Raw genomic sequence first — 22946 nt, 5'->3', positions numbered from 1 at the left:
TTGCTCCGGAGGTTGCAGAACACAACTTGTGTTATCTGCTATCAAATCTTGAATCGATCTGGTTAAAACTTGGCCAATTTTTCGGCCGAGTTGTGTTGAACAGCTATCGGTTAACACATATAATTCCGCGCGCTTGGAATGACAGCTGGTGACATGACACGTTCGAAGAAAGCCATCATGCGTTTGCCGCTCCTGAAGTGGCTGGTTATCGAGATGGCGGCTCTGGTCACTATCAGTCTGTTGTGGTTGTTTGAAAGTCGTTTGGCCGGGTATTCCGCGTTTATCGGCGGTCTTATTTTTGTCATACCAAACGCGTATTTTGCTCACCGGATGTACCGGTACCAAGGCGCCCGACACGCGCGCCTGATGGTGGGCAACATGTTCAGGGCAGAAGGCATCAAGCTTGCCCTTACCGCAGTGGGTTTTGCGGCAGTTTTCATCTTGATGGAGCCAGTACATGTGCCGGCTCTGTTATTCACTTTTGCTGTAATGGTTGTTCTCAGTGGCGTGCTGCGCTTCCTGATTCAACCTCAAAGACAGCTATAGACTGGACGTGAGAGCAGTATGGCAGCTGATACCCCAGTAGAATATATACAACACCACCTTCAGAACCTCACTTACGGCAAGCTCCCCGCCGGTTATGAGAGGGTCGATCCCTACACCAATGATGTCACCGTGTTGCAGGAGGCCTCCTGGACGTTTGCGCGTACTTCGGCCGAAGCAACCGATATGGGCTTCATGGCGTTCCACGTGGACACCCTGGGCTGGTCCATCTTTATGGGCATCCTGTTCCTGACCATTTTCCGTATGGTTGCCAAGCGGGCCACCAGCGGCGTGCCCTCCGGGCTCCAGAACGTGGTCGAAATGACCGTCGAATTTGTTCAGACCATCGTTCGTGATGGCTTCCACGGCAGGAACCCGGTCATCGCGCCGCTGGCCCTGACCATGTTTGTCTGGATCTTCCTGATGAACAGCCTGAAGCTGATTCCGGTGGACTTTATCCCCCAGATTGCCCACGCGCTGGGTCTTGAATACTTTAAGATTGTACCGACCACCGATCCCAATGGTACCTTCGGTATCTCCATCGGTGTGTTCCTGCTGATCATCTTCTACAGCATCAAGGTAAAAGGTGCTGGCGGCTTCGCCAAGGAACTGTCCTTCACACCGTTCAACCACTGGGCGCTGGTACCCTTTAACCTGGTACTGGAAATCCTGGGCCTGCTGACCAAGCCGCTGAGTCTTGCGCTGCGTCTGTTTGGTAACATGTACGCCGGTGAGGTAGTGTTCATTCTTATCGCGATTCTGCCGTTCTGGGTGCAGTGGACGCTGAACGTGCCCTGGGCGATTTTCCACATCCTGGTGGTAACGCTGCAGGCCTTTATCTTCACAACGCTGGCGGTGGTTTATCTGAGTCAGGCACACGAAGATCATTAACGGACAGTACAGAAGAAGTTTCGTAAAACCTGGATTGTGAAATCCCAAATTAACCTTTAATAAACTGAAAGCTAAGGAGTTTTAAATGGAAATCGTATTCATCGCAGCTGCTATCATCCTGGGTTCTGGCGCTCTGGCCACCGGTATTGGCTTCGCTCTGCTGGGCGGCAAACTGCTCGAGTCTTCTGCTCGTCAGCCTGAAATGGCTCCGCAGCTGCAAACCAAGACCTTCATCATGGCTGGTCTGCTTGACGCTGTTCCGATGATCGGTGTTGGTATCGCGATGTACCTGATCTTCGTTGTAGCTGGTTAATTACACCCGAGAAGCCAGGGCGCTGCTCACTTGAGTTGAGGACGCGCCCGGTTTTCCGGAAACCAGGACGCAACGAATAGCAAGAGGTATATTGCCGTGAATATAAACCTTACGTTGATAGGGCAAGCGATTGCCTTCGCTATTTTCGTCTGGTTCTGCGTCAAATATGTGTGGCCGCCCATCACGGCTGCCATGGAAGCGCGCCAGAAGAAAATTGCCGACGGCCTTTCTGCCGCAGATCGGGCATCCCTCGATCTGGAACTCGCGCAGGAAAAAGCCTCCAAAGAATTGCAAAAAGCAAAACAGGAAGCTGCAGCCCTGATTGACCAGGCCAACAAGCGTGCCGCCCAGATTGTGGAAGCGTCTAAAGACGATGCCCGCAAAGAAGGCGAAAAGCTTATTGAGCAGGCCAGGGCCGAAATTCAACAGGAGCGTGTTCAGGCTCGCGACGCACTGCGCAAAGAAGTAGCGGTTCTTGCCGTTGCCGGTGCCGAGAAGATCCTGGAAACCTCTGTAGATGCCAAAGCTCACAGCGAGATGCTGGACAAGCTGGCCGCAGAACTCTAAACGAGGGTCATCATGGCACAACTGACTACGTTAGCCCGACCCTACGCGAAAGCCGTATTCGATGCCGCTAAAGAACAGAATGCCGTTGATCAGTGGGATCAGGCACTGGCTTTTGCAGGTCTGGTCGCGGCTGACCAAGAGGTAGCGAACATCCTGGCCAATCCCGGCCTGTCTGAGCAACGCAAGGCGGAACTCTTCGCCGATTGTTTCGAAGAGCCCCTGCCTGAAGCACTCAGAAATTTCCTGTTGATTCTTGCTGAAAACAAGCGTCTGGCGCTGTTGCCGGAAGTTGCTACGCTGTTCAGTCTGTATCGCGCGGATCTCGAGCGCACCGTCAAACTGGCGGTGAACACAGCGTTCGAACTGTCTGCCGACGAACAGCAGAAGTTGATCAAAGCACTGTCCGAAAAGCTGGAGCGCAAGGTTGAGCTTGAAACCGCGGTGGATCAGTCCCTGATCGGCGGCGTGGTAGTACGCACAGGCGACCTGGTTATCGACGCTTCAGTCCGTGGCAAGCTGGCCAGAATGGCCAAGGCTCTGGGCTCCTGATTTCAGCACAAGGTTTGAGGACAAAGGCATGCAGCAACTGAATCCATCCGAGATCAGTGACATCATCAAGAAGAGAATCGAGAAACTCGACATCTCTTCCGAAGCAAAGAACGAAGGTACGATCCTGTCGGTATCTGACGGCATCGTATTGATCCACGGTCTGGCCGACGTTATGTACGGCGAGATGATTGAATTTGCCAACGGCACCTACGGCATGGCTCTGAACCTGGAGCGTGATTCTGTTGGTGCGGTGGTACTGGGCGACTTCGAAGGTCTGGCCGAAGGTCAGAAAGTTCGTTGTACCGGCCGTATCCTGGAAGTGCCGGTTGGTAACGAACTGCTGGGCCGTGTGGTTGACTCTCTGGGTAACCCGATCGACGGTAAGGGCGAGCTGGGTAACAGCCTGACCTCTCCGGTTGAGAAGGTTGCACCTGGCGTTATCGCCCGTCAGTCCGTTGATGAGCCGGTACAGACTGGCTTGAAAGCCATCGACACCATGGTTCCCATCGGTCGTGGCCAGCGTGAGCTGATCATCGGTGACCGTCAGATCGGTAAGACCGCTGTAGCGATTGACGCGATCATCAACCAGAAGAACACCGGCATCAAGTGTATCTACGTTGCCGTCGGCCAGAAGCAGTCTTCCATTGCCGCGGTTGTGCGCAAGCTGGAAGAGCACGGCGCCATGGACCACACCATCGTGGTTGCCGCCGGTGCCGCTGATCCTGCCGCCATGCAGTTCCTGGCTCCGTACTCCGGTACGTCCATGGGTGAATTCTTCCGTGACCGCGGTGAAGACGCTCTGATCGTATACGACGACCTGTCCAAGCAGGCTGTTGCTTACCGTCAGATCTCCCTGCTGCTGCGTCGTCCGCCAGGACGTGAAGCATTCCCGGGTGACGTTTTCTATCTGCACTCCCGTCTGCTGGAGCGCGCTTCCCGCGTTAACGCTGACTACGTTGAGCAGTTCACCAACGGTGAAGTGAAAGGCAAGACCGGTTCTCTGACCGCGCTGCCGATCATCGAAACCCAGGCTGGTGACGTTTCTGCGTTCGTACCGACCAACGTGATCTCCATCACCGATGGTCAGATCTTCCTGGAAACCAACCTGTTCAACTCCGGTATCCGTCCGGCCATGAACGCCGGTATCTCCGTATCCCGGGTAGGTGGTGCAGCCCAGACCAAGATCATGAAGAAGCTCGGCGGTAACATCCGTCTGGCCCTGGCCCAGTATCGGGAACTGGCGGCATTCGCCCAGTTCGCTTCCGATCTTGACGAAGCAACCCGTCGTCAGCTGGAGCACGGTCAGCGCGTTACCGAGCTGATGAAGCAGAACCAGTACAGCCCGATGACCGTTGCGGAAATGGGTACCGTACTGTTCGCAGCAAACGAAGGCTTCCTGGACGATGTTGATGTAAACAAGGTTGTGAAGTTTGAAGCACAGCTGCTGGACTGGATGCGTTCCGAGCAGAAAGAGCTTCTCGACAAGATCGGCCCCGAGGGCAACTTCAACGACGACATCACCGCTGGCCTGAAAGCTGCTCTGGAGAAATTCAAGACCACTCAGAGCTGGTAAATCCACTGGGCCCGCCATTGTGCGGGCCTGCTGGTCCCTTTGAGTGTCTAACTTGAAAAGGCAGTGACTTATGGCCGTCGGAAAAGAAATACGTAACCAGATCGGAAGCATCAAGAGCACGCAGAAGATCACCTCCGCCATGGAAATGGTGGCGGCGAGTAAAATGCGTAAAGCTCAGGACCGTATGCAGGCAACTCGCCCATACGCCGAAAAGATGCTGCAGGTAATCGGACACATTGCCAAGTCCAACAAGGATTACCGTCATCCGTTCATGCAGGAGCGTGAGGTCAAGCGGGTAGGCTACATTGTAGTTTCCTCCGACCGTGGCCTTTGTGGTGGTTTGAACACCAACCTGTTCAAACTGCTCGTTCGCGAAATGCGTGAATGGAAACAAAAGGGTGTTGAGACCGACATCTGCGCCATTGGGCAAAAAGGCGCGTCTTTCTTCCGTAACTACGGTGGCAACGTTGTAGCGGCGGTTACCCATATGGGTGACAACCCGTCTGCAAGTGAGCTGATTGGTAGCGTCAAGGTGATGCTCGATGGTTTCGAGCAGGGCAAGATTGATCGCCTGTACCTTGTGAGCAACGAGTTTGTGAATACCATGACTCAGAGCCCGCATTCGCTGCAGCTGCTGCCATTGCCGGAAGGTGATGACGAGGATGTAGGTCACCAGTGGGATTATCTCTATGAGCCGGATTCACGTCCGATTCTTGACGGGCTACTGCCACGTTATATCGAATCCCAGGTGTATCAGGGTGTGGTAGAGAATCTGGCCTGTGAACAGGCTGCCCGGATGATTGCCATGAAGAGCGCGACAGACAACGCCGGTGGCATCATCGATGAGCTTCAGCTGGCCTATAACAAGGCCCGCCAGGCAGCCATCACCCAAGAGATTTCGGAGATTGTGAGCGGCGCGGCATCTGTTTGATAACGCTCACAAACCTACTGGTTTTATTGACTACTAGATAACGAGGAACCGAGCATGAGTAGCGGACACATCGTTCAGATCATTGGCGCGGTTATCGACGTGGAATTCCCACGTGACTCCGTGCCAAGCGTTTATGACGCACTGCTGCTTGAAGGTGGCGAAACAACTCTGGAAGTCCAGCAGCAGCTGGGTGACGGCATTGTTCGTACCATCGCAATGGGCAGCACCGAAGGCCTCAAGCGTGGCCTGAAAGCTGAGAATACCGGCAAGCCGATTTCAGTACCCGTGGGCACCCAGACTCTGGGCCGTATCATGGACGTACTGGGCCGTCCGATCGACGAGCAGGGCGACATCGGTGAAGAAGAGCGTTGGGCTATCCACCGCAAAGCACCGGGCTACGCCGACCAGGCAGCGTCTGCTGACCTGCTGGAAACCGGCATCAAGGTTATCGACCTGATCTGCCCGTTCGCCAAGGGTGGTAAGGTTGGCCTGTTCGGTGGTGCCGGTGTAGGCAAAACCGTAAACATGATGGAACTGATCAACAACATCGCGAAAGAGCACTCCGGTCTCTCCGTATTCGCCGGTGTTGGTGAGCGGACTCGTGAAGGTAACGACTTCTACTACGAAATGAAGGAGTCTAACGTTCTCGATAAGGTTGCCATGGTTTACGGCCAGATGAACGAGCCCCCAGGAAACCGTCTGCGTGTGGCCCTGACCGGTCTCACCATGGCCGAGAAGTTCCGTGACGAAGGCCGTGACGTTCTGTTGTTCGTTGACAACATCTACCGTTACACACTGGCCGGTACCGAAGTATCTGCACTGCTGGGCCGTATGCCTTCAGCGGTAGGTTACCAGCCGACTCTGGCGGAAGAGATGGGTCAGCTGCAGGAGCGGATCACCTCTACCAAGAACGGTTCTATCACCTCTATCCAGGCGGTCTACGTACCGGCGGATGACTTGACTGACCCGTCTCCGGCCACCACCTTCTCGCACCTTGACGCGACCGTGGTACTGAGCCGTGACATCGCCTCCAAGGGTATCTACCCGGCGATCGATCCGCTTGACTCCACCTCCCGTCAGCTGGACCCGCTGGTGATCGGCGAGCAGCACTACAACGTTGCCCGTGGTGTTCAGAACGTTCTGCAGCGTTACAAGGAACTGAAAGACATCATCGCGATCCTGGGTATGGACGAGCTGTCTGAAGAAGACAAGCTGACTGTAGCCCGTGCCCGTAAGATCGAGCGCTTCCTGTCTCAGCCGTTCCACGTAGCGGAAGTATTTACCGGTTCCCCGGGTAAGTACGTGTCTCTGAAGGAAACCATCGCCAGCTTCGAAGGCATCCTGAACGGTGACTACGACGACATGCCGGAGCAGGCCTTCTACATGTGCGGTGGCATCGAAGAGGCAATCGAGAAGGCTAAGGCAATGAAAGCGAAAGAAGGCAAGTAAATTACCTTCTTCCCTTTCTGACCCAAGAGGCGTAAGAAATGGCTATGACCGTACATTGTGACGTCGTAAGTGCCGAAGAAAAAATCTACTCGGGCCTGGTGGAGATGCTGATCGCCACCGGTACCGAGGGTGAGCTAGGCATCCAGCTTGGCCATGCTCCGTTGCTGACCGAGCTCAAGCCCGGCTCAGTGCGGATCATCAAGCAGGGTGGCGCCGAGGAGATTCTGTACGTATCCGGTGGTTATCTGGAAGTGCAGCCGAACCTGGTGACCCTGATGGCTGATACCGCAGTTCGTGCCAAGGATGTGGACGAAGCGGCAGCCCTGGAAGCCCAGAAGCAAGCCGAGAAGGCACTGGCGAACAAGACAGGCGAGTTTGAGTACTCCCGTGCCGCCGCCGAGCTGGCAGAAGCCGCCGCTCAGCTGCGCACCATCCAGAAACTGCGCAAGCACCTGCGCTAAGCAGGGTTTGTGTCAGGGCCCGGACTGGCCTGACCGTGAACCGCATCCGCAGGTGGATGACCAGCCACACCCGCAAGGGGAAGGCCGGTTATTCACCGGGACGCGGTTTTTTATTTTGAGATTCACCACCAGATTGGAGCGTACCGCCCCATGAGCCCATTACACGTTGTGATCCTGGCGGCAGGCCAGGGCTCCCGAATGAAATCGGCGCTACCCAAGGTATTACACCCGGTGGCCGGCAAGGCCATGCTGCATCACGTGATTGATACCGCAAAGCAGCTGGGGGCGGAGAAAATTCACACGGTAATCGGCCACGGTGCAGACCAGGTGCGGGCATCGCTGGACGAACCCTCGGTGAACTGGGTGATGCAGACCGAACAACTGGGCACCGGCCATGCCGTGGCCCAGGCCCTGCCGGATCTGCCGGACGACGCCCGGGTACTGGTGCTCTACGGCGATGTGCCGTTGACCCGCAAAGACACCCTCGAAGCCATGGTCTGTGACCTGGACGATGGCAATCTCGCCCTGCTGACCGTGGATATGGACAACCCTCACGGCTATGGCCGGATCGTTCGTAACGCTGAGGGCCAGGTGCAAGCGATTGTGGAGCAGAAAGACGCCACCGCCGAGCAGCAAGATATCCACGAGGTGAACACCGGTATCCTGGCCGTTTCTGCCCGGCACCTGAAAAGCTGGTTACCCACACTATCCAACAGCAATGCCCAGGGTGAATACTACCTGACCGACATCATTGCTATGGCCGTTACCCATGGCTTATCGGTTACGGTGTCCCAGCCCCTGAACCCGTTTGAAGTGCAGGGCGTGAATAACCGCCTGCAGCTGGCGGAACTGGAGCGATGGTACCAGCGCCAGCAGGCGGAACGCCTGATGACCGAGGGCGCCACCCTGGCAGACCCGGCCCGGGTGGATGTGCGCGGTGAGCTGACCATCGGCAACGATCTGTGGATTGATGTGAACGCGGTGTTCGAAGGCAAAGTCAGCCTTGGCAGCAACGTAGTGATCGGCCCGAACTGTGTGATCAAGGATTCCACCATCGCCGATGGTGCCGAAATCAAGGCTAACAGCGTGCTCGAAGGTGCGATTGTAGGTGCCAATGCCCAGATTGGCCCGTTCGCCCGCCTGCGCCCGGGTACCGAACTGGCCGCCAACACCAAGGTGGGCAACTTTGTCGAAACCAAGAAAGCCGTAGTGGGTGAGGGCAGTAAGATCAACCATCTGAGCTACGTGGGCGACGCCTCTCTAGGTCGTAATGTGAATGTGGGTGCAGGCACCATCACCTGCAATTATGATGGAGTGAACAAGTTCAAAACCGAGATTGGCGACGGTGTGTTCGTGGGCTCCAATACCTCGCTGGTTGCACCGGTGACGGTGGCGGCCGAGGCCACCATTGGTGCGGGGTCTACCATCACCCGCAACGTCGCGGAAAGCGAACTGGCCGTGGCCCGGGGCAAGCAACGGAATATCGCGGGCTGGGAACGGCCGAAAAAAGCGTAACAACCGAATAACTGACAGGTGATAACAGCATGTGTGGGATTGTAGGAGCGGTTTCCGAACGGGATGTCCAGGGTATTCTGCTGGAGGGGCTCCGCCGCCTTGAATACCGGGGTTACGACTCCGCTGGCATGGCCGTGATCAACGGCAAGCCGGAAGTGCAGCGTGCCCGGGAAGTCGGTAAGGTTGCTGCCCTGGCTGATGCTATCAGCGCCAACCCCCTGGCTGGGCATCTCGGTATCGCCCATACCCGCTGGGCCACCCACGGTGAGCCATCCCAGGTGAACGCCCACCCGCACATGTCTGGCGACCGCCTGGCCATTGTCCACAATGGCATCATTGAGAACTATCAGGAACTCCGCGAAGAGTTGAAAGCCGAAGGCTTTGAGTTCACCTCGCAGACCGACACCGAAGTGGTTGCCCACCTGATTGGCAAGAACTACAAGGCCGGCGGCAGGCTCTACGATGCCGTGAAAGCCGCTATCAGCCGCCTGCGCGGTGCCTTTGCCCTGGCGGTTGTTCATGCCGACGAGCCGGACCACCTGGTGGTGTGCCGTGAAGGCAGCCCGCTGGTGGTGGGCGTGGGTATCGGCGAGAACTTCATCGCCTCTGACCAGTTGGCGCTGCTGCCGGTCACCGACCGGTTCATGTTCCTCGAAGAAGGCGACATCGCTGATATCCGCAAGGACAAGATCGAGATCCACGATCGCGAGGGCCAGGCGGTTGAGCGCGCCATCAGCCGTTTCGAGCACGGTGCCGATTCCGCCGACAAGGGCGAGTACCGCCATTACATGCTCAAGGAAATCTACGAGCAGCCAAAAGTGATCAAGGCCACTATGGAAGGCCGGATTACCGCTACCCGGGTGCTGGAACAAGCCCTGGGTACCGATGCCGAAAACCTCCTGGAGAACGTGCGCCACGTGCAGATCATCGCCTGTGGTACCTCCTACCACGCCGGCATGGTGGCCCGTTACTGGATTGAAGACCTGGCCGGCGTACCCTGTTCCGTGGAAGTAGCCTCCGAGTTCCGCTACCGCAAGCATGTGATCCAGCCGGATACCCTGTTCCTGTGCATTTCCCAGTCCGGCGAAACCGCCGATACCCTGGCGGCTTTGCGCCAGGCCAAGAAAGCAGGTTTCCGCGCGGCATTGGCGATCTGCAACGTACCGGGCAGTTCGCTGGTGCGGGAATCCGACCTGGTGATCATGACCCAGGCCGGCCCTGAAATCGGTGTGGCGTCCACCAAGGCGTTCACCACCCAGCTGACCGCCCTGCTGATCTTCACCCTGGCCCTGGCCCGCCACAACGGCCTGAATGCCGAGCGGGAAGCCGACATCGTGAAGGCCATTCACCTGTTGCCGGGCCAGGTCAACGATGTGCTGGCCCTGGATGGCGAAATCGAGGAGATGTCCAAAGCCTTCATGGACAAGAACCACAGCCTGTTCCTGGGCCGGGGTTCCCAGTACCCGGTCGCCATGGAAGGAGCTCTCAAGCTCAAGGAAATTTCCTACATCCACGCCGAAGCCTACCCGGCCGGCGAGCTGAAGCACGGCCCCCTGGCTCTGGTAGACAGCGAAATGCCCGTGGTGACCGTGGCCCCCAACAACGACCTGGTGGAAAAGCTGAAATCCAACCTGGAAGAAGTCCGTGCCCGTGGTGGTGAATTGTTCGTCTTCGCTGACAAAGCCGCAGAGGTAAAGCCAGAAGAGGGCATCCACGTGATGCAGCTACCATCGGTCCACGAAATCACTGCGCCGATCGTCTACACCGTTCCGCTGCAGTTGCTGTCGTATCACGTGGCGGTACTCAAGGGCACTGATGTGGACCAGCCGCGCAACCTGGCCAAGAGTGTGACGGTGGAATAATCGCCTGGCTTGGAAAACTGAAAGCCAAGTGGGTTAACGAAAACAGGGTTGAAACGCTGGCGGTAACAGCCGCATTTCAACCCTGTCCACGTCATCCTCAGAAGGTCACGCCCAGGGTCAGCCAGAGTTTGTTGGTGTCCACTTTGCCGGCGGCACTGTCACCGGCGGAGTACCGGGCGTACTTGATGCCCGCAGTGTAGTGTTCAGCAAAGCCTCGGTTGTAAGCCACGCCCCATTCGTCGCCCAGGTCATCCACGGCCGGGGTTGATTCGTTGGCACTGAAGTCATGATAGACAAACGCCCATCGACCACCCGCGAGAGCGCCAGATACCGTCAGCGAAATATCTTCCAGGCCACCAGCCGGTGTTGCCAGGAACTGGTCCGTCCAGCCGTTGAATGCGTGTAGCGTGGCCAGCGGCGTGGCGAATCCATAATTACCATCGTCGGAGCCCAGGACCTCATAGGTCAGGGCAATGGTGATGCCTTTAACGCCCGCCCCCGCCTTCAGCGAGTAATAGTCAGCGTCAAACTCGGTGGCGCCGGATTTGGCTTCCTGCCTGGCGTATTCGGCGGCGTAGATCAGTTTTACTGATTCCAGGTCGTAATCACCCGCAAACCGCAGACCCACGGTATCCAGGCCGTTGTTTGTGCCGTCGTCCACTTCCAGCAGATAGGCATAGGCGCTGAGCTTGCCGAAGCCGGTCTGATAGCCCAGGTTCAGCAGGTGATCTTTGGTGGCCAGGTCCTGAGCCTCCGCAAAGATCCGATTGCGCTGGTTGAGATAGGCATAGTCCAGCGTCAGCAGGCTCGTGGGTGCATAGGTCAGGCGCACGCCATCAAAGGTCTGCCGGTCCTGTCGCCAGCCGACATGACCCACATGGCGCTGATTGTCATAGACAATGACCTGGCGACCGGCGCGCGCAGTGACGTCGCCGCCGCTGTATTGCAGGTAAGCCTGATCGACTTCGGTGGTCTCCGGATCGGCAATGACCGAATAATCGGTATTTTTACCCTGAGTGTTGTTGTAATCGTCCAGGCCCATCACCGTGCGGGAATCCTCAAACTCCAGAACTCCGGTCACGCCATGGTAGCTGCCGGTGGTGTAGCCCAGCCGGGTGCGGATGGTCAGGGCATCGGCGTCTTTGAGGGCGTTGTCCTGATCCACCGCCTCATACCGCAAACGGACATCGCCGGAGACTTGCCCGTTGCTCAGGGCATCGTGCAGGGAGTGTTCCGCTGCCAGCGCGGGAGTGGCCAGCGCCAGGGAGCCCAGCATACAGGCCGAATGTCGGATCAATCGTGCTTTCATAGTTGCTTCCTTTTCCGTTAATGACAAAACGTTCTGTTGGCCGGTTGATGCCGGAGTTGGTATCGGCGACGGATCGCAGGGGTCAGGCCGCCTGGCTTTGATTAGACGAGCCGACCGTCAGATGACAGATCGATTGATCGCCCAGGCATTGCTCCATCACCAGTTGGTCGGGCGTGTCGTGAACGGTCTTCCAGGTTCCCTCAGCCGAAGGTTGACCGCGCAGAACCACCGGCATGGCTCGGGTTTTCAGCCTGATCACCGGCGGGTTATGTTCATAGGTCACGGCATCCAGGCCCATGACCGCATGGGCAATCGCTTGTGCCTGATGTTTGATCGGTTCGATAAAGCGGCAAGGCATGCCGTCGATACTGATGCAATCGCCGAGCGCATAAATGTCCGGGTCACTGGTACGCAGTGTGTGTGGATCGACCGCAAGGCCCCGTTGAAACTGCAGGCCGGCGTGACGGGCCAGCCGGTTATCGGTGGCCAGGCCTGTCGCTGCCACAACGTGATCGACTTCAAGGGGCTGGCCCACCTGGCGGGTGATTGAGCGCTTGCCATTGTCGTGTGCGGCCACGCCGGTCACATCCACGCCGCCAAGGTAGCTGATGCCGAGTTGGGTAAAGCTGCTGACCAGGCGGGACGCGGCCTTGTCGGGCAGCAGCCCGGCCAACGGTGCGTTATTGCGGTCGAGCAGGGTGACCGTGTGCCCGGCGCGGGCAAAGTCCTCGGCCAGTTCACAGCCGATCATGCCGGCGCCGACAATAGCGATGGACTGTTTACCCTGCGCCAGCGCCTGTTGCAGTCCAGACCACCCGGCCAGATCATTGACCCGCCAACACAGGGGCGCCGGCAGTTGCGCCGGCAGTATCGGTTGCGCGCCCTGGGCCAGCACCAGCTGGGTGTAGTTGAGCGATCCGCGGGTTGTGCGTAATTGCTTTAACGTCGGGCTCAAGCCAACCGCAAAGGTTTGCGCCATCAGCTGGACACCAAGCCGTTGTGCGGCCTGGTAACCGGTTTCCCGCACCAGCGTGGTTTTATCCGCGCCGCGACTGATAGCCACCGAAAGCTCGGGCTTGTGATAGGTATCGCCACTGCAAGCCGTGACCAGGGTGATGGGAACCGTGGCGTCCAGTGCGCGCAGCGCTTCCACAGTGGACCAGCCGGCAATGCCGGCGCCAATCACCACCACGCCGGGTTTGCGGTTGAAGTGCATCGGCTGATCGCAAACCGTGATTTCCTGCCGTTTCAATAGCTCGAAATCGGTCTTGGTGACGCCGCACAGCGGGCATTCCCAATCGTCCGGAATGTCTTCAAAGCGGGTGCCCGGCGCCAGACCGCTGTCCGGGTCGCCTTGCTCCTCGTCATAGATCAGCCCGCAGGCGAGGCAAATGTATTGTCGCCAGGGCGTGGTTTGATCGACACTTTGCTCACTCATGCCGGCACCTCTGCACGCATCTGTTTGGCCATCTCCCAGCGCAGGTGTTTGAGGGCCGGTGTAACGATGGCGACGAAATGGGCCTCGCGTATGCGGCGTTGGGGTGCCGATGTCATCAGGTAACCGCGCGCGCCTTGATGCAGTAGCGCCGATTGGGACGCCTTAAGCGCCATTTCGGAACCCCGGGCGCGCAGATCCAGTACGTCCAGCAGGAAGTCTTTGCTGCCATCAAACGGGGTTTCGGCGAGTTTGGCGGCCTGAGCTTTGATGTCGTCAAATTCCGCCTGCAGCTCGTCCGGGCGGTCATGCAGATACTGGTTCACATGGCCAAGGGAGGGCTCCACCTCGCGGGCAGAGTCAATCGAACCCTGAATAACGCCAGTGGCCATGCCCACCTGTAACAGGATGAACGCTGTGCGAACGCGCTGAATAAAGGGCCGCACCGGATCGGCAATCATCTGATCCTCACTGACGAAATAGTCGACCAGAGGAACCGCCCAGGTGCTGGTGCCTTCCATCCCGGAAAACTCCGGGCATTTTCTGAGCGTTACCCGCTCATCCAGGTCCAGCAGAAACATGATCTCGTGGGAGCGACTGCCATCCTCCCGGTCGACCGCGGCGATAACGCCACAGTACTGCCCCGGAGCAATGTGGCTGACCCAGGGCAAGGTACCGTTAACCCGATAACCACCCGGTACTTTTTTGGCTTTCAGCGCCATCTTTTCGATACCGGTGAAGGCTTTCATCGGATTGGACAGGGCGGTTCCGCCGAAGGTTCTACCGGCGGCGTGGTCTGGCAAGCGGGCCAACAAAGCCGGATTGCCGGATTGCTCCATGTAGAGCCCGCAAACGTCGTGGCACCAGGTCATGAAACCGGTGGAGCCGCAGTGCCGGCTGATCTCATGCATGGAGTCGATGGCCAGGCCATAGCGAGAGCCGTACTGGTCGAGATGGCCGGCAAACGCGCCGGCCTGACCGAGTTTTGCCATGATATCGATCGGATAATAGCCCTCGTGATCGATACGGTAGGCGGCGGGAGCAAGCTGCTCCCGGGCTATCTGGCTGACATCCGCCAGCACCTGGACATCGTCTGCCCAGGGAAGAGCAATTGAGGGTGATACAGCAGCGCTGTTCATGGCTTACCTCTGGAGTCCGGGGGTGGGCTTATTCCATCAGGCTGATGCTGAACGGGATCGGATTGCGCATGGTGTTGGCCACCGGCGAGAAGTAGTTGGCGTGGCGGACGATTTCATCCAGCTCTTCACGCGTGGCGTCGCCTTCAACCAGTACCTTCACGCGGATATCCTGAAAGCCCATGTCTTCGGGTTTCTTTTCGGCGCCGCCGGCACCCCAGGCGGCCGGATTGCCGATGTCGCCTTCCAGGAAGATTTCCAGTTTGCTGAGTTTGATCTGCTTCCAGGTGGCAACGGCGGTAATGCCGACGGCCAGGCAGCCGCCCAGGCCAGACAGAACAATTTCGCCCGGGGCCGGGGCGGTATCTTCACCGAACAGGTGCAGGGGCTCGTCTACCACCACTTCGTGTTGATTGATGTGGCTGACGGTGCGGTACTGGCCATCGGTAACCGTGTGAACCTTGTTGGTGCCGCGAGTGGCCGGGTTGTTACGGCCTTTTTCTGCAAAGGCGAGCAAGCCGTCACGATCAATCGGGCGAAGGTAAGCGGTTACGGTTTCTGGTTGGCTGGCAGTGGCTGTAGTCATGATGTGCTCCGGTTGGGTTTGTCAGATCTGCCCGTTGTGTCCTGAGACGTTCGGGCTTGTATCTGTACCAGAGCAGCTTGTGTGCCACCTTCTGAAATATGCTATTAATCTGTTTAAAAACAAAAAGATAAAATTAGTTTGTCGAGGTCGATGGTCGCTTGGCTCTTGCCTTTGTCAGGTATCAAAATCCGACAATGTCAGACATTGTCGGGGCCTGGCTCCGCTCCATTGTTCATGTTCAGCTTCTCCAGTCGGTACCGGAATTGTCGGGGTGTCATGCCCAGCAGAGCCGCTGCCCGGGTTTTATTGCCGCCGGTTTGCTGCAGGGCGTCGGTCAGTTCACTGGCCTCGTCCGCCCGCACCCAGCTGTAAGGGCGCCCGGGCCCGGGACTGCTTGTGTTTTGGGCCCCGCCGCTGCCCGGTGCTATCGCGCTGTTGAACGACGTCGGGCCGGCGGGATCCGCAGAGCTCTGCTGGCCGGCCTCAAGGTGCCGGCTGATGGTGGATTCCTGGCGCAGGATCGCTTCAATGTCCATGATGCTGATGGTGCCGTCTTCGGCCATCAGCACGGCCCGTTTGATGACGTTTTCCAGCTGGCGGATATTGCCGGGCCAACTGTAACTTTCCAGGCGCTCCATCACGCCATTGCCCAGCAGGGTATAGCGGCCGTACTCCCGGTTGGCACTTAACAGGAAATGCCGGGCCAGAATGCGCACATCGCCCTCCCGGCTTCGTAACGGGGGCAGGTGGATTGGGAACACGTTGAGCCGATAGAACAGATCGAGGCGAAACTCACCCCGGTTGACCGCATCCTGCAGATTTTTATGGGTAGCGGTGACGATTCGGACATCGACCGGTATGTCTTTGTTACCCCCGACGCGCTGGATCACCTGGCCTTCCAGAACCCGCAGCAGTTTGGACTGCAATTCCAGGTTCAGGTCGCCGATTTCGTCCAGAAACAGGGTGCCACCACTGGCCAGCTCGATCTTGCCGGGTTTGGTGGCAGACGCGCCGGTGAATGCGCCCCGCTCGTGGCCAAACAGCTCGGATTCCAGCAATTGATCGGGAATGGCCGCGCAGTTGATGGCGAGGAAGGGTTGCTCCTTACGGGCGCTATTCAGGTGCAAGATCTGGGAAAAGCGCTCCTTTCCGGTGCCGGATTCGCCCGTGAGCAATACCGTCACCTGGGTTTTGGCCACCCGGGTTACCTGAAGCAATGCATCCTGCACCGCCCGGCTGTCGCCGAGTATGCCGTGATTGGTTTGCTGGTTTTGCAGGGCGTCTTTCAGCTCCTGGTTTTCAGCCTGGAGGTGGTTGGTACGCTCTTCAATGAGGGAATTAATCTTGATGATCTGGGCAATAAAGGTCGCCAGAATCCTCAGGATAACCAGATCGGCACTGAACGATCTGGGCCGCATGCGCAGCCGGTTGACCGCCAGCACACCCACGGGGGTATTGCCCTCCAGGATGGGAATGGCGATGTAGGCCACCACCCCGTCTGGCAGGGTCATCCGGTCGACCGCCCGGAACAGGTAGCCGGGCTCCTCATCGATGTTCTGAACCACCGCCAGCTGGCCCTGGCGCATTACCCGGCCGGTGATGCCCTCTTCAAAGCTGTACACGCCGCGCTTCCGCTCTTCGGGGGTCAGGCCGTAGCTGTATTGAATGTGCAGAGCGCTGTCGTCCGGTGTCGACAGCAGTACCCGGCCCCGGTTGAGGCCCAGCATTTGCGACATCAGGCGCAGTATGCCGGTGATCGCAGATTCGGGAGAGCCGGAGTGGCCGATCAGTTTGGCGGCCTCTTGCACAACCGTAAGGTCGGTCTCGGCCTTGATGACATCACTTTCGAGTGGTGACGAGAGATTTTCCATGAGCAGTATGCCATTCCAGGACATTGTCAGAGATTGATACAGCAATCTCTGTGCCTGATTGTCCGTTGGACTGACATTGTCGCTTTCATAACAGAACAAGGCCGCCCCTGAGGACGGCCTTGTTCCGGGCGACTCAACCGTTATTCTACGTGCCAGTTAAAGCGTTTTATCAGCAGGCTACAGATGGAGTCCAACCCGTAGCCGATCAGGCCAATGACTACCACGATAGCGGCCAGCGTATCGTAGGAGAGGGTATCCCGGGCATCGTTGATGGCGTAACCGAGGCCGCTGGTGACGCCCAGATACTCCGCCGGTACCAGTACCACCCAGGCCACGCCAACGGCCAGCCGGATGCCGGCGAGCACATCACTCATGATCGCAGGCATGATGATGCGTCGCAGCATGTGCAGTTCCGAGGCGCCCAGGTTGCGGGCGACTTTAAACCAGTTGGGATCGATCCGGCGCACGCCGTGGGCGGTCGAGAAGATGATCGGCCAGACCGCTGCCATCACGATCAGGAAGATAATGGCCGAATCCCAGGTAGGGAAGGCCAGAACCGCGATCGGCATCCAGGCCAGGGGGCTGATCATCCGCAGGAACTGAAACGGCACATTGGCAATCTTCATGGCACTGCCCACGTAGCCGATCAGCACGCCGACCGGCACCCCGATAACAATCCCCCAGAACAAGCCATAGAGAATCCGATACAGGCTGGACAGGACGGTGGGCCAGATAGCACCACTGGCCACAAGACCATAAAGCGCGTGGAAGGTAGGTGCCGGGGCAAAGTTGGCGAACGCCCACATGTCTGGGTCATTGGCCACCAGGTAGCCGCCGAACCACCAGGCGGCCAGCAGACTGGTGATGCCCAGGGCCGGGTAGCGCAGGCTGCTGAGCATGCTTAGCAGCGGACTGAGCCCGTTGAAGCCGGATGACGGTGCGTTCAGGGCAGAGGAGGTTTTGGTACTCATAGTTTGACCACCTCTTCCCGATCAAACGGGTTGTCTGCGTCAAAGCCCGGCGCGTCTTTCCAGCCGGGGTGTTTATCCATGGCCGCTTTGACAAAGCGGTAGTCCACCAGGTCATCCACCACAAAGTCTGGGTCCAGGTCCTGCAGGAAGGTGGTATCGCCACCGACCAGGGTCTGCTTCAGCTCGTTGACGATAAGCCGGGTGGCGGAAGGGAACGGCCACGGCTGGAAGTCGATGCGTCCGCTGCCCCAGTTGGCGTTCTGAATCGCGTTGGGATCGGCGTAGCTTTCCTGGTCATAGAGCGTCATCGCCTGTTCAACCACATTGGCCGCCATGGGCAGATAGCCCTTACCATCGCGCGACAACAGGTGAGCGACTTCTTTCTTGTTCTGCTGGGAATAGATCTGGGCTTTAACAATCGCGTTCATCACCTTCTGGGTCCACACCGGGTTGGCGTTAACCTGGTTCTCGTTCATGCAGACCACGCAGCATGGGTGATTGCGCCAGATATCCCCGGTGAAACGCAGCATCTTGCCGCCGGCCAGCATTTCGCCCACCGCATTGAAGGGTTCCGCGACAATAAAGGCGTCGATCTTCCGGGCCGCCAACGCGGGGGGCATATCCGGCGGCGGCATGATCTGCAGGTTCACCTCGTTGGGCGCCAGGGTCTCGCTTTGCGACTTGATGACCGGTGTCAGCCCGGCGTGGCGCAAGCCCATCTGCAGCACAATGTTGTGCATGGAGTACCAGTAGGGCACCGCAACCTGTTTGCCGCCAAGATCCGCAAAGCTTTTGGCATCGGTATGGCGACCAACCACCAGGCCCGAGCCGTTCAGGTGCGCCCACGACATGATCTTCACCGGGAAGTTGTTGTTGTAGCGCATCCAGATCGGAATCGGCTTAAGGAAATGCACCAGATTGAATCGGCCTGCGGCAAACCCCTCCACAAGCGGTGACCAGCCACGGATCAGTGTGGGCGGTTCGGTTTTCAGGCCTTCCTCTTCGAAAAAGCCTTTGGCGTGGGCCACCAGCAGAACAGTGGCATCGGTGATGGGCAGGTAACCGATACGCACGACTTCATCGGCCGGAGGTTGGATACTGCCCCAGGCAGCCGTGCTGGCGGACATCCCGAACGCAGCGGCCAGGCCGCCAAGGGCCAAGCTGTCGAGCATGAAATCCCGCCGGCTCATTTCGTGTTCCTGGAGGTATTCCTGATCGGATTGCCTGGTGGTGGGCTTGTTGCGTTTCGGCTTTTTCATCGTGTCTTCCTCATTAAGATTGGGCGTTTTCAGGCGGCGCTTTCGGCTTTCGAGTCGGCGGGTTGGCTGGACTGGGCATCCCGTCCGGACAAGCCGGTGTCGGTGCCTTTGAATTGCTGCATCAGTTCGTCGCGCAAGGTCTGAAACCCGACATCCATGTGCCGGCGAGGCCAGGGCAGCTTGACCGGAAGTTCACTGACGATTCGCCCCGGGTTTTGAGACATCACGAGCACCCGGTCCGCCATGGTGATGGCTTCATCAATATCGTGGGTGACGATCACCATGGTGATGCCGCGCTCGCGACAAATAGCGGGCACCTCCTCCTGAAGGGCAGAGCGGGTGAACGCGTCCAGTGCAGAGAACGGCTCATCCAGAAGCAGCACCTCGGGGTTGGTGGCCAAAGATCTTGCCAGTGCAACCCGTTGTTGCTGCCCGCCAGAGAGGCTCTGAACGTTTTCCTTTTTCTTGTCGTGCAGGCCCACCATGTCGAGCAGCGCATCAACCTGCCTGGTCGCTTCGCGCTTGGAGTGGCCTGCGAACAACAGGCCCAGAGCGGCGTTTTCCTGAACGGTCATCCAGGGGTACAAAGAGGCTTTCTGGAACATCATGTTCCACTTGGCACTGGGCGAGGATATCTGGTGACCGTTGACCCGCACGCAGCCTTCCGACGGAATCAGCAGCCCGGCCAGCATATGCAGCAGCGTCGACTTGCCGCAGCCGCTACGGCCGATAAGAGCCGTCATCTGACCCGGCTCAATTCGGGCGTCGATGTCTTTCAAGGTAGGTTCGGCTGAGGGTGAAAACCTGTGGGTGACGTAGTCGATCGACAGTGATGCGCCCATGTCTTTGCTCCGATTCAAAGAAATATTGACCTGAACCTAAGCAGTATGTGTGCCACCAAAATTAAGCTAATAAAATCAATAATTTGTGATTTTTTCCGAAGATTGTCACCGGTTGCTTGTTGTTGCCAATGTCGGACAATGGCAAGGATTATTCGCCATTGCTGAGCTTTGCTCAGATAGACGGATGGTGGAGGACGTGGCTTGGGCAGTAATGGCATCAGTGATGAGTTGGGGATTGCCCGGCATTTAGGTCTTTTTCTGATCGGGGCTCGTGTAAAAAACTGGTGATTTACTCTATAATCTCGGCCCTGTCCCGGGGCGCGCGTACCCCCATATACGCCTAATTACTGACCTGATTGCTACCTTCTGGCCATTACCCGGTGCACAAATATCAAGGAAGATTGCGGCCTTCTGCCGCATACTTTCGTGGCGTCCACCCCTCAGAAGAATTGAGCAATGCCCAACACCGTCCTGTCTGGCTTTACCCATAACTTTCTTGGCAAAGCACCTGTCTGGTACAAACAGGTTATTCTGCTGTTTCTGATTGCCAATCCCATCGTGATGTACGTGTTCGGGCCGGGTGTGACAGGCTGGTTGCTGATTGGCGAGTTCATCTTCACCCTGGCCATGGCGCTGAAGTGTTATCCACTGTTGCCGGGTGGTTTGCTGGCGGTGGAGGCGTTGCTGATCGGGCTGACCACGGCAGACGCCGTGTATCACGAGGTTCTGGTGAACTTCCCGGTGATTCTGCTGCTGATGTTCATGGTGGCGGGGATCTACTTCATGAAAGACCTGCTGCTGGTGACGTTCACCCAGATTTTGGTGGGGGTTCGCTCCAAGTCAGCGCTGTCGCTGCTGTTCTGCACTGCGGCCGCCTTGCTGTCAGCGTTTCTGGATGCGTTAACGGTGACCGCCGTGATTATCAGCGTGGCGGTGGGCTTTTTCTCGGTTTACCACAAAGTTGCGTCGGGCAAAGGCTACCAGCAAAGAGATCACAACGCTGGCAGTGATGCAGAAGTGATCGAGCTGCACCGGGAAGACCTGGAAAACTTCCGGGCGTTTCTGCGCAGCCTGTTGATGCACGGTGCAATAGGTACTGCCCTGGGTGGCGTTGCCACCATGGTGGGTGAGCCCCAGAATTTGCTGATTGCCAAGGTGGTAGGGTGGGATTTCGTTGGCTTCTTTCTGCACATGGCGCCAGTCAGCATCCCGGTGTTTTTCGCGGGTCTGGCGACTTGTTGGGCGTTGGAGAAACTGCGCTGGTTTGGTTACGGCGGCCGCCTGCCCAAGCCGGTGCGCCAGGTACTGGAAGAGTTTGCCAAGAACGAGCGGGCACGTCGCACCAAAGCCGACCAGGCATCCCTGTGGATTCAGGCCATCGCTGCCGCCATTCTGGTGATCGGCCTGGCGTTTCACATTGCTGAAGTTGGCCTGATTGGCCTGCTGGTGATTATCCTGATTACCTCGTTTACCGGCGTCACAGACGAGCACCAGATTGGTAAAGCCTTCCAGGAATCCCTGCCGTTCACCTCTCTGCTGGTGGTGTTCTTCGCCGTGGTGGCGGTGATTCATGAGCAGCATCTGTTCAAGCCGATCATCGATTATGTGCTCAGCCTGCCAGAGCACCAGCAGCCAGGCATGTTCTTTATCGCCAACGGCTTGTTGTCGATGATCAGTGATAACGTGTTCGTGGCCACGGTGTACATCAGTGAGGTCAAGCAGGCGCTGGACGCCGGGGCCATCAGCTATGACCATTTCCAGACCCTGGCGGTGTCGATCAACACTGGCACGAATCTGCCCAGCGTGGCCACTCCTAACGGTCAGGCGGCGTTTCTGTTCCTGCTGACGTCCGCCATCGCGCCACTGGTGCGGCTGTCGTATGGGAAAATGGTGATCATGGCGTTTCCGTACACCCTGGTGATGGGTGGTGTGGGGCTGTACATGGTGACCCATTCGTTCTGAATCAACATTTTTTGACGTTCGCCGCTACAGTAATTGGTGTATCTGTTACCCTCTAGAGAAACAGATAACGATAAGCGGTATACATGCGCAGTTGCCAACGTTACTCCACTGATCTGCCTCGCGGCGCCTGGGCGCTGACGGGGCTTTTTGTTGTCCTGATCGGACTTCTCTATAACACTCTGGTCCATGCCGACGACCAGGATCCATATAGCATGAAGGCCGTTCGAGTTGCCTATGTGGAGTTTCCGCCCATCACCTACCGCACCGCTGAGGGTGAACCAGCCGGTGAGTTTGTGGAGATTACCAGGAAGGTTGCTGCAGAGGCCGGCTACGAGCTGGAATTCCTCTATCTGCCTGTGGCACGTACCTACCTCTATCTGAGAGACGGCACCGTTGACCTCTGGCTGGGATTATCTGCCACGCCGGTACTGAAAGAAGCCGTTCTGGAAAGCTGGATCAGCCCGATTCCCGTGGAGTTGAGTGCCTGGTACCGCCAAGATACAGAACCGCTGGAACACATGGACCAGTTGCATGGCAGCATGGTGATATTGATCGGAGGCTACACCTATGGCGGGCTTCGGGATTGGCTGGAAGACCAGCCAGACATTCGCATTACCGAGGCGCCCAACCACCGTTCGGCGGTGGATATGCTGAAACGAAAGCGGGGTGATTACCTGCTCGATTACCGCCAACCGGTGCGAGAAATCCTGACCCACCCCTCAGACGCCATCATTCGGGAATCGGAAGTACGAAGCCGCAACAGCGCCTGGATATTCTCGCTGGCCAGCTCCCGGGCCGCCATTCTTCGAGAGGCGTTTGATGATGCCTATCTGCGGTTGGCCGAGCGTGGTGAAGTGCCGCCGGTGCGCCGGTTCGAGAAAACCTTTGTTTTGCCGGGATTTCCTGAACAGTACCGTTGAG

21 protein-coding genes are annotated in these 22946 nt (G+C 57.8%); 13 read left to right on the top strand and 8 right to left on the bottom strand.

The window, feature by feature from the left end:
* Positions 1-138 precede the first annotated feature (138 nt).
* From RVM24_RS16530 to glmS, 11 genes are all read left to right on the top strand, one after another.
* Positions 139-546, top strand: a complete 408-nt coding sequence (locus RVM24_RS16530) for an ATP synthase subunit I (protein ID WP_082780615.1) — start codon at positions 139-141, stop codon at positions 544-546.
* A gap of 18 nt (positions 547-564) precedes the next feature.
* Positions 565-1434: a F0F1 ATP synthase subunit A gene (atpB, locus tag RVM24_RS16525; RefSeq protein WP_061333190.1), complete on the top strand. Its 870-nt coding sequence runs from the start codon at positions 565-567 to the stop codon at positions 1432-1434.
* An 85-nt stretch (positions 1435-1519) separates the two neighbouring features.
* Entirely contained in the window at positions 1520-1747 is a 228-nt protein-coding gene (atpE, locus tag RVM24_RS16520; RefSeq protein WP_058090906.1) for a F0F1 ATP synthase subunit C, read from the top strand.
* Between the two features lie 96 nt (positions 1748-1843).
* Positions 1844-2314, top strand: a complete 471-nt coding sequence (locus tag RVM24_RS16515; protein WP_058090905.1) for a F0F1 ATP synthase subunit B — start codon at positions 1844-1846, stop codon at positions 2312-2314.
* 12 nt (positions 2315-2326) lie between these two features.
* Positions 2327-2863 carry a F0F1 ATP synthase subunit delta gene (locus RVM24_RS16510; RefSeq protein WP_058090904.1) on the top strand — a complete coding sequence of 179 codons (537 nt, stop codon included), beginning with the start codon at positions 2327-2329 and terminating at the stop codon, positions 2861-2863.
* 28 nt (positions 2864-2891) lie between these two features.
* On the top strand, positions 2892-4436 hold the full coding sequence (gene atpA / locus RVM24_RS16505) for a F0F1 ATP synthase subunit alpha (protein ID WP_058090903.1): 1545 nt from the start codon (positions 2892-2894) through the stop codon (positions 4434-4436).
* Positions 4437-4506: 70 nt separating this feature from the next.
* Entirely contained in the window at positions 4507-5367 is an 861-nt protein-coding gene (gene atpG / locus RVM24_RS16500) for a F0F1 ATP synthase subunit gamma (protein ID WP_061333191.1), read from the top strand.
* A gap of 54 nt (positions 5368-5421) precedes the next feature.
* On the top strand, positions 5422-6816 hold the full coding sequence (gene atpD, locus RVM24_RS16495; RefSeq protein ID WP_058090901.1) for a F0F1 ATP synthase subunit beta: 1395 nt from the start codon (positions 5422-5424) through the stop codon (positions 6814-6816).
* A gap of 38 nt (positions 6817-6854) precedes the next feature.
* The gene (locus tag RVM24_RS16490; protein ID WP_061333192.1) at positions 6855-7277 is read left to right on the top strand and encodes a F0F1 ATP synthase subunit epsilon; all 423 of its coding nucleotides are present in this window, start codon (positions 6855-6857) and stop codon (positions 7275-7277) included.
* 150 nt (positions 7278-7427) lie between these two features.
* Positions 7428-8792, top strand: a complete 1365-nt coding sequence (gene glmU, locus RVM24_RS16485) for a bifunctional UDP-N-acetylglucosamine diphosphorylase/glucosamine-1-phosphate N-acetyltransferase GlmU (RefSeq protein WP_420194850.1) — start codon at positions 7428-7430, stop codon at positions 8790-8792.
* 29 nt (positions 8793-8821) lie between these two features.
* Positions 8822-10654 carry a glutamine--fructose-6-phosphate transaminase (isomerizing) gene (gene glmS, locus RVM24_RS16480; protein ID WP_431474416.1) on the top strand — a complete coding sequence of 611 codons (1833 nt, stop codon included), beginning with the start codon at positions 8822-8824 and terminating at the stop codon, positions 10652-10654.
* A 97-nt stretch (positions 10655-10751) separates the two neighbouring features.
* On the opposite strand, the gene RVM24_RS16475 is transcribed toward glmS, so the two are convergent.
* From RVM24_RS16475 to RVM24_RS16440, 8 genes are all read right to left on the bottom strand, one after another.
* Positions 10752-11963 (bottom strand): alginate export family protein, encoded by a 1212-nt coding sequence (locus RVM24_RS16475; RefSeq protein WP_058090897.1) that lies wholly within the window; start codon positions 11961-11963, stop codon positions 10752-10754.
* Positions 11964-12045: 82 nt separating this feature from the next.
* Positions 12046-13401 (bottom strand): FAD-dependent oxidoreductase, encoded by a 1356-nt coding sequence (locus tag RVM24_RS16470; RefSeq protein ID WP_058090896.1) that lies wholly within the window; start codon positions 13399-13401, stop codon positions 12046-12048.
* The gene (locus RVM24_RS16465; protein ID WP_058090895.1) at positions 13398-14537 is read right to left on the bottom strand and encodes an acyl-CoA dehydrogenase family protein; all 1140 of its coding nucleotides are present in this window, start codon (positions 14535-14537) and stop codon (positions 13398-13400) included. The genes RVM24_RS16470 and RVM24_RS16465 overlap by 4 nt, the downstream gene beginning before the upstream one ends.
* A gap of 28 nt (positions 14538-14565) precedes the next feature.
* Positions 14566-15120, bottom strand: a complete 555-nt coding sequence (locus RVM24_RS16460) for an OsmC family protein (RefSeq protein WP_058090894.1) — start codon at positions 15118-15120, stop codon at positions 14566-14568.
* A gap of 197 nt (positions 15121-15317) precedes the next feature.
* A complete protein-coding gene (locus RVM24_RS16455) occupies positions 15318-16991 on the bottom strand; it encodes a sigma-54 interaction domain-containing protein (protein WP_152439529.1) in 1674 nt (557 codons plus the stop codon).
* Positions 16992-17131: 140 nt separating this feature from the next.
* Entirely contained in the window at positions 17132-17962 is an 831-nt protein-coding gene (locus RVM24_RS16450) for an ABC transporter permease (protein WP_058090893.1), read from the bottom strand.
* Positions 17959-19221, bottom strand: coding sequence for an ABC transporter substrate-binding protein (locus RVM24_RS16445; RefSeq protein WP_058090892.1), 1263 nt, complete (start codon positions 19219-19221; stop codon positions 17959-17961). Before RVM24_RS16445 ends, RVM24_RS16450 begins: the two co-directional genes overlap by 4 nt.
* Before the next feature lie 29 nt (positions 19222-19250).
* Positions 19251-20063: an ABC transporter ATP-binding protein gene (locus RVM24_RS16440; RefSeq protein WP_058090891.1), complete on the bottom strand. Its 813-nt coding sequence runs from the start codon at positions 20061-20063 to the stop codon at positions 19251-19253.
* Positions 20064-20519: 456 nt separating this feature from the next.
* Between RVM24_RS16440 and nhaB the strand changes: the two genes are divergently transcribed.
* Positions 20520-22025, top strand: a complete 1506-nt coding sequence (gene nhaB, locus RVM24_RS16435) for a sodium/proton antiporter NhaB (RefSeq protein WP_431474415.1) — start codon at positions 20520-20522, stop codon at positions 22023-22025.
* Between the two features lie 212 nt (positions 22026-22237).
* Positions 22238-22945, top strand: coding sequence for a substrate-binding periplasmic protein (locus RVM24_RS16430; RefSeq protein ID WP_431474414.1), 708 nt, complete (start codon positions 22238-22240; stop codon positions 22943-22945).
* The last annotated feature ends 1 nt before the right edge of the window (position 22946 follow it).

It is taken from the genome of Marinobacter sp. KM021 (assembly GCF_050707965.1).
GTDB classification, from domain to species: Bacteria; Pseudomonadota; Gammaproteobacteria; order Pseudomonadales; family Oleiphilaceae; genus Marinobacter; species Marinobacter shengliensis.
The sequence above is the reverse complement of the archived record's forward strand: the minus strand, read 5'-3'. Positions and strand labels throughout refer to the sequence as shown.

Coding starts and splice junctions, on each gene's coding strand:
- RVM24_RS16530 (WP_082780615.1), top strand. CDS start 139: ATGACAGCTGGTGACATGACACGTTCGAAGAAAGCCATCATGCGTTTG.
- atpB (WP_061333190.1), top strand. CDS start 565: ATGGCAGCTGATACCCCAGTAGAATATATACAACACCACCTTCAGAAC.
- atpE (WP_058090906.1), top strand. CDS start 1,520: ATGGAAATCGTATTCATCGCAGCTGCTATCATCCTGGGTTCTGGCGCT.
- RVM24_RS16510 (WP_058090904.1), top strand. CDS start 2,327: ATGGCACAACTGACTACGTTAGCCCGACCCTACGCGAAAGCCGTATTC.
- atpA (WP_058090903.1), top strand. CDS start 2,892: ATGCAGCAACTGAATCCATCCGAGATCAGTGACATCATCAAGAAGAGA.
- atpG (WP_061333191.1), top strand. CDS start 4,507: ATGGCCGTCGGAAAAGAAATACGTAACCAGATCGGAAGCATCAAGAGC.
- atpD (WP_058090901.1), top strand. CDS start 5,422: ATGAGTAGCGGACACATCGTTCAGATCATTGGCGCGGTTATCGACGTG.
- RVM24_RS16490 (WP_061333192.1), top strand. CDS start 6,855: ATGGCTATGACCGTACATTGTGACGTCGTAAGTGCCGAAGAAAAAATC.
- glmU (WP_420194850.1), top strand. CDS start 7,428: ATGAGCCCATTACACGTTGTGATCCTGGCGGCAGGCCAGGGCTCCCGA.
- glmS (WP_431474416.1), top strand. CDS start 8,822: ATGTGTGGGATTGTAGGAGCGGTTTCCGAACGGGATGTCCAGGGTATT.
- RVM24_RS16475 (WP_058090897.1), bottom strand. CDS start 11,963: ATGAAAGCACGATTGATCCGACATTCGGCCTGTATGCTGGGCTCCCTG.
- RVM24_RS16470 (WP_058090896.1), bottom strand. CDS start 13,401: ATGAGTGAGCAAAGTGTCGATCAAACCACGCCCTGGCGACAATACATT.
- RVM24_RS16465 (WP_058090895.1), bottom strand. CDS start 14,537: ATGAACAGCGCTGCTGTATCACCCTCAATTGCTCTTCCCTGGGCAGAC.
- RVM24_RS16460 (WP_058090894.1), bottom strand. CDS start 15,120: ATGACTACAGCCACTGCCAGCCAACCAGAAACCGTAACCGCTTACCTT.
- RVM24_RS16455 (WP_152439529.1), bottom strand. CDS start 16,991: ATGGAAAATCTCTCGTCACCACTCGAAAGTGATGTCATCAAGGCCGAG.
- RVM24_RS16450 (WP_058090893.1), bottom strand. CDS start 17,962: ATGAGTACCAAAACCTCCTCTGCCCTGAACGCACCGTCATCCGGCTTC.
- RVM24_RS16445 (WP_058090892.1), bottom strand. CDS start 19,221: ATGAAAAAGCCGAAACGCAACAAGCCCACCACCAGGCAATCCGATCAG.
- RVM24_RS16440 (WP_058090891.1), bottom strand. CDS start 20,063: ATGGGCGCATCACTGTCGATCGACTACGTCACCCACAGGTTTTCACCC.
- nhaB (WP_431474415.1), top strand. CDS start 20,520: ATGCCCAACACCGTCCTGTCTGGCTTTACCCATAACTTTCTTGGCAAA.
- RVM24_RS16430 (WP_431474414.1), top strand. CDS start 22,238: ATGAAGGCCGTTCGAGTTGCCTATGTGGAGTTTCCGCCCATCACCTAC.